This window comes from Novosphingobium sp., assembly GCF_040398825.1.
Lineage (GTDB): Bacteria > Pseudomonadota > Alphaproteobacteria > Sphingomonadales > Sphingomonadaceae > Novosphingobium.
The window spans coordinates 60,956-71,582 of record NZ_JBBATI010000021.1 but is presented as its reverse complement, the minus strand read 5'-3'; the positions used below and the strand labels follow the sequence as shown (position 1 = coordinate 71,582).

General features: G+C 64.1%; 10 protein-coding genes. 7 read left to right on the top strand and 3 right to left on the bottom strand.

Annotated elements, in window-relative coordinates; all coding sequences use genetic code 11:
• From ABWP89_RS11735 to ruvB, 5 genes are all read left to right on the top strand, one after another.
• Positions 1-451, top strand: a 451-nt coding sequence (locus ABWP89_RS11735) for a YebC/PmpR family DNA-binding transcriptional regulator (protein ID WP_353229427.1), incomplete at its 5' end; no start/stop codon positions are given.
• Between the two features lie 151 nt (positions 452-602).
• Positions 603-1,079: a crossover junction endodeoxyribonuclease RuvC gene (gene ruvC / locus ABWP89_RS11730; protein ID WP_353229426.1), complete on the top strand. Its 477-nt coding sequence runs from the start codon at positions 603-605 to the stop codon at positions 1,077-1,079.
• Positions 1,080-1,145: 66 nt separating this feature from the next.
• On the top strand, positions 1,146-1,700 hold the full coding sequence (locus ABWP89_RS11725; RefSeq protein ID WP_353229425.1) for a DUF4337 domain-containing protein: 555 nt from the start codon (positions 1,146-1,148) through the stop codon (positions 1,698-1,700).
• A gap of 147 nt (positions 1,701-1,847) precedes the next feature.
• A complete protein-coding gene (gene ruvA / locus ABWP89_RS11720) occupies positions 1,848-2,462 on the top strand; it encodes a Holliday junction branch migration protein RuvA (RefSeq protein ID WP_353229424.1) in 615 nt (204 codons plus the stop codon).
• Positions 2,459-3,493, top strand: coding sequence for a Holliday junction branch migration DNA helicase RuvB (gene ruvB, locus ABWP89_RS11715; RefSeq protein WP_353229423.1), 1,035 nt, complete (start codon positions 2,459-2,461; stop codon positions 3,491-3,493). Before ruvA ends, ruvB begins: the two co-directional genes overlap by 4 nt.
• A 536-nt stretch (positions 3,494-4,029) precedes the next feature.
• Here ruvB and ABWP89_RS11710 read toward each other — a convergent pair.
• Positions 4,030-4,713, bottom strand: coding sequence for a hypothetical protein (locus tag ABWP89_RS11710; protein WP_353229433.1), 684 nt, complete (start codon positions 4,711-4,713; stop codon positions 4,030-4,032).
• Here ABWP89_RS11710 and ABWP89_RS11705 point away from each other — a divergent pair.
• Positions 4,694-4,771, top strand: a complete 78-nt coding sequence (locus ABWP89_RS11705) for a hypothetical protein (protein ID WP_353229431.1) — start codon at positions 4,694-4,696, stop codon at positions 4,769-4,771. The genes ABWP89_RS11710 and ABWP89_RS11705 overlap by 20 nt on opposite strands.
• 194 nt (positions 4,772-4,965) lie before the next feature.
• On the opposite strand, the gene acnA is transcribed toward ABWP89_RS11705, so the two are convergent.
• On the bottom strand, positions 4,966-7,638 hold the full coding sequence (gene acnA / locus ABWP89_RS11700; protein ID WP_353229422.1) for an aconitate hydratase AcnA: 2,673 nt from the start codon (positions 7,636-7,638) through the stop codon (positions 4,966-4,968).
• Positions 7,639-7,954: 316 nt separating this feature from the next.
• Positions 7,955-8,866, bottom strand: coding sequence for a DMT family transporter (locus ABWP89_RS11695; protein ID WP_353229421.1), 912 nt, complete (start codon positions 8,864-8,866; stop codon positions 7,955-7,957).
• A 220-nt stretch (positions 8,867-9,086) separates the two neighbouring features.
• On the opposite strand from ABWP89_RS11695, the gene ABWP89_RS11690 reads away from it, so the two are divergent.
• Entirely contained in the window at positions 9,087-10,610 is a 1,524-nt protein-coding gene (locus ABWP89_RS11690; protein WP_353229419.1) for a L,D-transpeptidase family protein, read from the top strand.
• The last annotated feature ends 17 nt before the right edge of the window (positions 10,611-10,627 follow it).

Sequence of the window (10,627 nt, the reverse complement as noted above, 5' to 3'; positions counted from 1 at the left end):
CGAGGCGCTGACCGACAACCGCAACCGCACCGCCACCAATGTGCGCACCGCCTTTTCCAAAAACGGCGGCAACCTGGGCGCATCGGGCGCGGTCAGCCACGGGTTTGAACGGCTGGGCCTGATCGAATATCCGGGCAAAGCGGGCGACGAGGAAAAAGTGCTCGAGGCCGCGATCGAGGCCGGCGCCGAAGACGTGGAAAGCGACGAGGATTCGCACCAGATCTGGGTTGGCATCGAAAACCTGCACCCGGTGGCGCGCGAACTGGAAAAGGCGCTGGGTGAGGCCGAGGGTGTGAAGCTGGCCTGGCGGCCTTCGCTGAAAACCACGGTCGATGTCGAAACCGCCGCGACGCTGCTGAAACTGATCGACACGCTGGACGATGACGACGACGTGCAGACGGTGTGGGGCAATTACGACATCCCCGACGATGTGATGGAAAAGCTGGGTTGAGCCTGGCGCCAGGCCGCGCTGAGCGCGGCTCATACCTCCCGCCCCGCCTCCCCACCCGACCACCACAGTATGATGGTATCATTGGTGGTCGGGTGGGGAGGCGGGGCGGGAGGTATGACTGCACGTCAGTGCAGCTTTGTATCACTCCCGCATGATCATCATCGGGCTTGATCCGGGGCTGACCTGTACGGGCTGGGGCGTGATTGCCAAGGCCGGCAGCCGGTTGAGCCATGTCGCCAATGGCCAGATCCGCACCGACATCACACTGACCATGGCCGAACGGCTGGTGCATCTGGATGCCGTGCTGACCCAGGTGGTGGCGCTCCACACACCCGACAGCGGCGCGGTGGAAGAGGTGTTTGTCAACGTTAACCCGCAATCCACGCTGAAACTGGGGCAGGCGCGCGGGGTGGCCATGGTGGCGCTGGCGCGCGCCGGGATGCCGGTCGCGGAATATCCATCAAAAGTCGTGAAAAAGGCGCTGGTCGGCACGGGGGCGGCGGCCAAGGCGCAAGTGCAGGCGATGGTCAAAGTGCTGTTGCCCGGGGTGCGGATTGCCGGCGAAGATGCCGCCGACGCCCTTGCCGTGGCGATCACCCACGCCAATATGCTGGGCAGCCACCGTTAATCCGCCACGGTGTAGAGGCTGGCGTCGGACCGGCAAAGAGCCGCCACACCCACCAAAGGTATCGCCATGGAACTGGAAGTCAGCGCCGAAGCCAAGGACAAGCGGCTCAACCGCCAGATCGCGATCACCGTGGTCACGCTGTCGGTGTTTATCGGGCTGTGCCATATCAAGGACGAAAACACCGTCCAGGGCATGGACCGCAGCGAATCCCACGCGATCGACAGCTGGAACGAATACCAGGCCAGCCGGACCAAGCTGCACATTGCCGAAGGGACCCGCACGCAATTGTCGCTGTTGGGCCAGCCTGGCAAAGTGGATGCCGCAGTGGCCGGGCTGGACGGCGATATTGCCCGGTACAAGGCCGAAGCGCCCAAGCTGTCGGCCAAGGCGCGCGATCATGAGGGCGAATATAGCCATTTGCGGTTCCGCCACGAACAGTTCAACGCCGCCGACGCGGCGATCGCGACCGCCATTTCGCTGGCAGCGGTATCGGCGCTGATGGAAATGGTCGCGGTGTTGTGGGTGGCCTGGGGGTTTGCCGCGTTTGGTGTGTTCATGGGGTTAAGCGCGTTTCTGGGTGGATCGTTTCTTCCGGCGATGCTGACGACGCTTCTTGGTTAGACGTGCCACCCACCGCCCCGCACCCCCGGCCCAGCCACCCACAGGCTACCATCAATGGGCGGCTGGGCCGGGGGTGCGGGGCGGTGGGTGGCACTACCCGGTCAAACCCACTGGCATAGCGCCGCGTTTGCGATTAGAGAACAAACCATGATCGCAAAGCTGACCGGTATCCTGGATGACAGCGGCCCCGACTGGGCGGTGATCGACGTCGGCGGCGTCGGTTACCTGGTATTCGCATCGGCGCGCACGCTGGCGCAGCTGGGCAATCGCGGCGACCGCGCGGTGGTGCATACCGAATTGCAGGTGAGCGAAAGCGACATGCGCCTGATCGGCTTTGCCAGCGCGGGCGAACGCGCGTGGTTCCGGCTGTTGACCGTGGTGCAGGGCGTGGGATCAAAGGTTGCGCTGGCGATCCTGTCGGCACTGACGGTGGATGAATTGCAGCGCGCCTGCGCCACCGGCGATGCCGCCACGGTCGCGCGCGCCAACGGGGTCGGGCCGAAACTGGCCACGCGCATTGTCAACGAATTGAAAGACAAGGCCGGCGGACTGGCTGGCCTTGGCAGCGGCGCCGGGTTTGCCCCCGACAGCGCAGTGGTTGTCCCCGGATCGATCAGCGGCGATGCCATTTCGGCCCTGCAGAACCTGGGATTCAAACCCGCGATTGCCGCGACCGCGGTCGCCGGCGCGATTGCCGACCTGGGCGATGCCGCGCCGCTGGGTGAAGTGGTGCGCGTCGCGCTGAAACGGGCGACAGCATGACCGACAATCCGCTGCTGTCGCCGCAAGCCCAGATCGAAGACGCCGATACGGCGCTGCGGCCAAAGACGCTGGCGGAATTCGTCGGGCAGGAGGCAGCGCGCGACAACCTGAAAGTATTTATCGCCAGCGCGAAGGCCCGGCGCGAGGCGATGGACCATGTGCTGTTCTTTGGTCCGCCCGGCCTGGGCAAGACCACGCTGGCGCAGATTATCGCCCGCGAACTGGGGGTGAATTTCCGGGCAACGTCGGGGCCTGTCATCGTCAAGGCGGGCGATCTGGCGGCGCTGCTGACCAACCTGGAATCGGGCGATGTGTTGTTCATCGACGAAATTCACCGGCTGAATCCGCAGGTTGAAGAGGTGCTCTATCCGGCGATGGAGGACCGCGCGCTCGATCTGATCATCGGCGAAGGGCCATCGGCGCGATCGGTGCGGATCGATCTGCCGCCGTTTACGCTGATCGGTGCGACCACCCGCGCCGGGCTGTTGCAGACCCCGTTGCGCGACCGGTTTGGCATTCCGGTGCGGTTGCAGTTTTATACCGTGCCCGAACTGGAACGCGTGGTCACGCGCGCCGCCGGCCTGCTGGGGATCGGCATCGATCCTGATGGCGCGCGCGAAATTGCCCGCCGCGCGCGTGGCACCCCGCGCGTGGCCGGGCGGTTGTTGCGCCGCGTGCGCGATTTTGCGCAAGTCGCCGGCGATGGCACGATCACCCGCGCGCTGGCGGATTCGGCGCTGACCCGGCTGGAGGTCGATTCGATCGGGCTGGATCTGCAGGATCGCCGCTATCTGATGATGATTGCCGACATCTACAAAGGCGGGCCGGTGGGGGTGGAAACGCTGGCCGCCGGGCTGTCCGAACCGCGCGACACGATCGAGGAAGTGATCGAACCTTATTTGATCCAGCTGGGCATGGTGGCGCGCACCGCACGCGGACGCTGTCTGAACGAGCGCGCGTGGCAGCACCTGAATCTGCCGATGCCACAAGCCGGGGCAACGCAATCCTCGCTGTTTGATCCCGAATCATGACGAATCGATCAGGCAACGCGGTGGGCCCCGGCGCGTCGCCAATGCAGTAACCGGTGCAGCGGATTCGGTCCCGAACTGGTACAGAGTTAAGCGCGCGGTCGCAGTTTCCTGATATCGCAGCAAATTGCGCCGCCAAAAGTGGTTAACCCCGTTGCCCTTGGCCGCGTGATCTGCGTTTGTTTGTAACGGGACATGTATCCCACTCACCACGGGTCGGCAGAAACGGTCCGGACCATGGTGTGACTGGAGGAAAAGGCGACAATCATGTCGGTTCGGATGGCATTGGCAAAACTGGCAGCGTGCGCAGCGGGCGGCGCCATGCTCGGCGGCGGTGCTGTGCACATGTCCGAACCCCCGTCGGCGGGTGAAATGCACCACGTCAAACCGATCATGATCAAACAGATCAAGCACGCGAAGCCGGTGCATGTTGCACGCCGGGCCGCACCGCACATGACGCACCACGCGCGCCGCATCGTGCGCACCACCGTAACGCGGTCGTGCCAGCCGGTCCAGCAAGTGGCGATGATGCCGGTGCCCTATATGCCGCCGATGCCGCCGCAGGGCATGGGTGGCGGCGGTGGCGGTGGCCAGGTCGTGGTTGAAGGCGGCAGCAGCGGCGGTTTTGGCGGCGGATTCTTTGGCGGATTCTTTGGCGGCAGCAGCGGCGGCGGCGGCAATATCGTGGTGTCCTCCACCACCTCGGGCGGTTCCACCTCAACCTCGACCGGGTCAACCTCGACCTCAGGCGGATCGACCTCCAGTTCCGGCGGATCGACCTCAACTTCGGGCGGATCGACATCAACGTCGGGTGGGTCGACCTCCACTTCGTCAGGCAACGTGTCGACCAGTTCGGGGAATGTTTCCACAAGCTCCGGGAATGTTTCGACCAGCTCCGGCAATGTTTCCACAAGCTCCGGCAACGTATCGACCAGCTCCGGCAATGTTTCGACCAGTTCGGGCAATGTCACCAGCAGCACATCGACCAGCAGCTCGACATCGGGCAGTTCGTCGACCTCTGGCAGTTCGTCGACGTCCGGCAGCACGTCCACTTCGTCATCGACATCGGGCAGTTCATCAACCAGCACCTCGACATCGGGCAGCACGTCAACCAGCGGCTCGACATCGAGCGGTGCCACGACGTCGAGCGGCACCACGACCACCACCACATCGAGCGGCACGACCGATGTGCCCGAACCATCGATGGTCATCCTGTTCGGCATGGGCGCCGCCGCGCTGGTCATCCGCCAGCGCCGCGCCAGGCCGGTGGCAAAGGCCTGATACCGGTTTACGCCTGTCTCCAGCGGGCGGTTCAGAAGAAAAGGGCGATCCTCTTATGCAAGAGGATCGCCCTTTTTTGCACCCGCCGGTGTGAACGAGCGGTTCGGGGTGGCGATGGCACAGTCAGGGCATGAAAATGGGGGCGGCACCCATCGGCACCGCCCCCACCACTACCGTCAACCAGGCGCGCGGGATCAGGCTGCCAGTTTGCGCAGCACGTACTGCAGGATGCCGCCGTTGTTGAAATATTCGATTTCGTTGGCGGTATCGATGCGGCACAGCGCGGTGAAAGTGAACGTGGTGCCATCGGCGCGGGTGACCACCACTTCGACATCCTGACGCGGTTTCAGGCTGGCGACGCCGGTGATGGAGAACGTGTCATCCCCGGTCAGGCCCAGCGACAGGCGCGTGTCGCCGTCCTTGAACTGCAACGGCAGCACGCCCATCCCGACCAGGTTGGAGCGGTGGATGCGTTCAAAGCTTTCGACGATGACCGCACGCACGCCCAGCAGTTTGGTGCCCTTGGCCGCCCAGTCGCGCGATGATCCGGTGCCATATTCCTTGCCCGCGATCACCACGGTGGGCACGCCCGCCGCCTTGTGCCGCATGGCCACGTCATAAACGGGCGCGACGTCCGCGCCATAGCGTGACAGCCCGCCTTCGGTGCCGGGGACCATTTCGTTCTTGATGCGGATGTTGGCAAAGGTGCCGCGCATCATCACCTCATGATGGCCACGGCGCGCGCCATAGGAATTGAAATCGGCCTTGGCGACCTGGTGTTCCAGCAGCCATTCACCCGCCGGGCTGTCGGCCTTGATATTGCCGGCCGGGCTGATGTGGTCGGTGGTGATCGAATCGCCCAGGATCAGCAACGGTTTGGCATCGGTGATGTCGCCCACTGCCTCTGGCGTCATCGACATGCCGTCGAAATAGGGCGGATTGGCGACATAAGTCGACCCGGCGCGCCACTGGTAGGTTTCCGATCCCGTAACGTTGATCGCCTGCCAATGCGCATCGCCCTTGTACACGTCGGCATAACGCGCCTGGAACATCGCGCGATCGAGCGCGCCGGCCATCACGGTCGCGACTTCGGCGTTGGTCGGCCAGATGTCCTTCAGATAGACATCGGTGCCGTCGGTCGCCTGGCCAATCGGCGTGGTGATGAAATCCTCGATCACCGTGCCCTTCAGCGCATAGGCGACCACCAGCGGCGGGCTGGCGAGGAAATTGGCGCGCACATCCGGGCTGACGCGGCCTTCGAAATTGCGGTTGCCCGAAATGACCGAGGCGGCAACGATGCCGTGTTCATTGATCGCGCGGCTGATCGGTTCGGCCAGCGGCCCCGAATTGCCGATGCAGGTGGTGCAGCCATAACCGACCAGGTTGAAACCGATATTGTCGAGGTGCTGTTGCAGCCCGGCCTTGACCAAATAGTCGGTAACCACCTGCGATCCCGGCGCGAGCGAAGTTTTCACCCACGGCTTCGGCTTCAACCCAAAGGCATCGGCCTTTTGCGCGACCAGCCCGGCCGCGATCAGCACACCGGGGTTCGATGTGTTGGTGCAGCTGGTGATCGCGGCGATCACCACATCGCCATCGCCGATATCGTGGCCTTTTCCGTCGACGGGAACGCGCGTCTGAACCTTTTTGTAAACGTCGGCCAGGTCCTGGTTGAACACGTCGTCGACATTGGGCAGCGATACCTTGTCCTGCGGGCGTTTCGGCCCGGCCAGCGATGGCACCACGGTCGACAGATCGAGTTCCAGCGTCGAGGAGAAGATCGGTTCGACCGCCGGGTCGATCCAGAAACCCTGCGTGCGGGCATAGGCCTCGACCAGCGCGATCTGGTCTTCTTCGCGGCCGGTCAGGCGCAGATAATCCAGCGTCTTGTCATCGATCCCGAAAAAGCCGCAGGTCGCGCCATATTCGGGCGCCATGTTGGCCAGCGTGGCGCGATCGGCCAGCGTCAGCCCGGCCAGACCGGGGCCATAATATTCCACAAACCGGCCAACCACGCCGTGCTTGCGCAACAGGTTGGTCGCGGTCAGCACCAGATCGGTGGCAGTCACGCCCTCTTTCAGTTCGCCGGTGAATTTGAACCCGACCACTTCGGGGATCAGCATCGACACCGGCTGGCCCAGCATGGCCGCCTCTGCCTCAATCCCGCCGACGCCCCAGCCGAGCACGCCCAGCCCATTGACCATCGTGGTATGGCTGTCGGTACCGACGCAAGTGTCGGGATAGGCCACCGTGGCCCCGCTCTGATCGGTACTGGTCCACACCGTGCGCGCGATGTTTTCCAGATTGACCTGGTGGCAGATGCCGGTGCCAGGGGGCACGGCATAGAAATTGTCGAGGCTTTTCGAACCCCATTTGAGGAAGTCATAGCGTTCGAAATTGCGCTGGTATTCGATTTCGACGTTTTGCGAGAAGGCCTGCGGCGTGCCGAATTCATCGACCATGACCGAATGGTCGATCACCAGGTTGACCGGCACCAGCGGATTGATCTTGCTGGTATCGCCACCCAGTTTGGCAATGGCATCGCGCATTGCGGCCAGATCGACCACGCAAGGCACGCCGGTGAAGTCCTGCAACAGCACGCGCGCGGGGCGGTATTGAATCTCGTTCGATGATTCGACCGGGGCTTTCTGCCAGTCGATCAACGCCTGAACATCGGTGGTGGACACGGTAAATCCGCCGTCTTCAAACCGCAGCAGGTTTTCCAGCAGCACCTTCATCGAAAACGGCAGACGCGAAATATCGCCAAACTTCGCCGCGGCCTTGGCCAGCGAGTAATAGGCATAGTCCTTGCCGCCGACGCTGAGCGTGCTGCGGGTGCCGAGCGTATCGTGTCCGACCTGAGTCATGGATTGCGGATTCCCTGTGTATAGTGGCCAACATTCCTGCCGCACCGCCCTGGGAATCAGGTCATCATGTTTGCCAGCACCCGACCTGAACGCCCGGCTGGCGAAACCGGATGACCCGGAGCGCGAGACAAGACATGCCTTGCGGATCGCGCGATGCGCGTTTGGTGCGCCTGCGTCAAGACCGGCGAACCGCTAAAATCGCCGGTTTTGCGATGCTTCGCGCGATTGCGTAACACCCCGCCGCCTTATTGCGTCGCATTTGCAAAAACAGGGCCGCCACACGGCCATCAGGCCAAATCGCGTGAGGTCCGCCCGGTCAGGCCGGGTTGGGCTGGCAATTGTCGCCGGGCACGGTACGCGTGCTGATTGCGATCAGGCACCCCGTAACGATCAGCACCACTCCTGCCATGGTGCGCGCTGTCACCGGTTCGGCAAACATCAGCCAGCCGACCAGCGCCGCCCACAGGAACGCGGTGTATTCCAGCGGCACCAGCACTTGCGCCTCTGCCCGGGCATAGGCCCAGCCCAGCAGCATCAGCGATGTCACCGCCAGCACCGCCCCGCACCCGACCAGCACGATCTGGTGCCCGGTGGGCAGCGATGCCAGCCACCAGGCGCCAGGGGCAAACAGCACGGTGATGAACACGTTCTGGAAAAACGCGATCTCGTCGGGACCGGCCAGTTGGGCCTGGTGCCGTTGTATCACCAGGTTGCCGGCATAGAGCACCGCCGAGGTCAGTAGCGCGGCCACGCCCAGCAGCGCCATCGGCGAATGGTGCACGCCGAATTTGCCCGCCGCGATCACCGCCACCCCGACCAGCGCCAGCACCGATCCGCCGAACGCGCGCGGCTTGACCTGTTCACCCAGAAACACCGCGGCCAGAAACAGCGCAATCAGCGGGGCGATGAAGGACAGCGCCATCGCCTCTGCCAGGGGCGTATAGATCGTGCCCCAGAAAAACAGCACGGCCATCACCCCGGCCAGCGCCGATCGCGCCAGGTGCAGCCGCAGCACCCGCAGCGGCGGCAGCCACCGCCCCCCGTTGCGCCGCTGCACGGTCACCCACACCGGGGTCATCAGTATGGCGCCAAACAGGTTGCGCCAGAACAGCGCGGCATAGGCGCCAACCGCGATCGAGGCCGCCTTCATCACGCCGTCCATCACACTGAAACTGGCCAGCCCGGTCAGGGCGACGCAAATCGGGACGAGGTTGGCACGGGCACGCATCGCGATGGCCATAGCGACAACAGGCCGCGTGCGCAAAACACGCTTTTGGCCAAAAATCCGCGACAAAATTTATGGTGGCGTGGCGCGGTGACAACAGTCTTTTGCCTGCGAAAGCTTGATTGCCGACCCGGGCTGGGGCAGGGAGCCAGACGAGGTTAATGCATGCCCTGCGCATGCGTTCGGCACCATTCATTCTCTCACCGGCAGGAAACACCCAGCCATGCGCGCAAGCCACAGGACCACCCGTTCCGTCCTGTTCCCGTTGTCACTGATGCTGGGCGGCGCTGCCGCTGCGGCGGCCGTGCCGGCGCAATCGGGGCCGACCGACCTGACCGCTCAGGCGCAGGCGCGTGCGGTCCCGCCAAAGCCGAAACCGGCGATCAAGCGGGTGCTGCCCGTCACGGCCACAGGCACCAGCCCGGCCGCGACAGCAAAGACCGGCACGCTGGCGGGCAAAGCCCCGGCGCCGGGAAGCGCTGCGGGCGGCACCACAAAACGCGCGGCAAAGTTGCCGGCGGTTGTTGATCCGGCCGCAACCCCGACAGACAGCGTGTTTGAGGTCGAGGCGCCCGAGGCACTGCCGGTTGCACACTGGACCGTTAATGACGCGCAGGCGCTGCTGACCGCGATCAAAAGCGCGGGCGACGATGGCCTGTTTCCGCGCGATTATCAGCCCGCCGCGCTGGCGGCACAGATTGCGCAGGGTGAAGGGCCGGAACTGGACGTGCTGGCCAGCCATCTGTTCATCTGGCTGACCGAAGACCTGCGCGACGGGCGCACGCCGATGCCGGCGCGCGAACAGTGGTTTGCGGTCGATCCCGATCAGGACCTGCACCCCAATTCGCAATTGCTGGCCGAGGCGACCGAGCTGCACGATGTGCCGGGCGTGCTGGCCTCACTGATCCCGACTCACCCCGATTATGCGCTGTTGAAAGACATGCTGGCCAAGGCGAAGGACCCCCGCCAGATCGCCATGATCCGCGCCAATCTGGACCGCTGGCGCTGGCTGGGCCGCGATCTGGGGCTGCAATACCTGATGATCAACGTGCCCGAACAGATGTTGCGGCTGACGGTCAACAACAGGGTCATCAAAACCTATCGCGCGATTGTCGGCCGGCCGGGCAAGACCGCCACGCCGCAATTGGCCGAGCAGGTCAAGAACGTGGTGTTCAACCCGACCTGGACCGTGCCGCAATCGATCGTGGTGGGCGAAGGTCTGGGCAAAAGCCTGATCGGCAACCCGGCCAAGGCCAAACGCGAAGGCTATGTCGCGACGCAAGGCCCCGATGGCACGATCACCGTGGTGCAACAGCCGGGCGATACCAATTCGCTGGGCCGGGCCAAGCTGGACATGCCCAACGAACACGCCATCTATATCCACGACACGCCCAACCGTGGCCTGTTCGCGTTGCCCGCACGCGCGCTCAGCCATGGGTGCGTGCGCGCCGAACATGCGACCGAACTGGCGATGACGATGGCCATTCTGGGGGCCGACCTGCCGCCCGAAACCGCGATCGAATATTCGCTGTCGGGCAAATATACCAAGGTGCCGATGGCCAAACCGTTTCCGGTCTATATCGCCTATTTCACGGTGGCGCGCGATGTGGCCGGGCTGATGCGCAGCTTTCCCGACCTCTATGCCCGTGACGCGGCGGTAATCGCCACGTTTGCCCAGCCGCGCGCGCTGCACACCACCCAGCGCAAGAGCAACGAAGCCGTGATCAAGCTGGACAACCCTTTGTAATTTCAGGGGCCGATCTG

Coding starts and splice junctions, on each gene's coding strand:
- ruvC (WP_353229426.1), top strand. CDS start 603: ATGATCATCATCGGGCTTGATCCGGGGCTGACCTGTACGGGCTGGGGC.
- ABWP89_RS11725 (WP_353229425.1), top strand. CDS start 1,146: ATGGAACTGGAAGTCAGCGCCGAAGCCAAGGACAAGCGGCTCAACCGC.
- ruvA (WP_353229424.1), top strand. CDS start 1,848: ATGATCGCAAAGCTGACCGGTATCCTGGATGACAGCGGCCCCGACTGG.
- ruvB (WP_353229423.1), top strand. CDS start 2,459: ATGACCGACAATCCGCTGCTGTCGCCGCAAGCCCAGATCGAAGACGCC.
- ABWP89_RS11705 (WP_353229431.1), top strand. CDS start 4,694: ATGGTCATCCTGTTCGGCATGGGCGCCGCCGCGCTGGTCATCCGCCAG.
- ABWP89_RS11710 (WP_353229433.1), bottom strand. CDS start 4,713: ATGCCGAACAGGATGACCATCGATGGTTCGGGCACATCGGTCGTGCCG.
- acnA (WP_353229422.1), bottom strand. CDS start 7,638: ATGACTCAGGTCGGACACGATACGCTCGGCACCCGCAGCACGCTCAGC.
- ABWP89_RS11695 (WP_353229421.1), bottom strand. CDS start 8,866: ATGCGTGCCCGTGCCAACCTCGTCCCGATTTGCGTCGCCCTGACCGGG.
- ABWP89_RS11690 (WP_353229419.1), top strand. CDS start 9,087: ATGCGCGCAAGCCACAGGACCACCCGTTCCGTCCTGTTCCCGTTGTCA.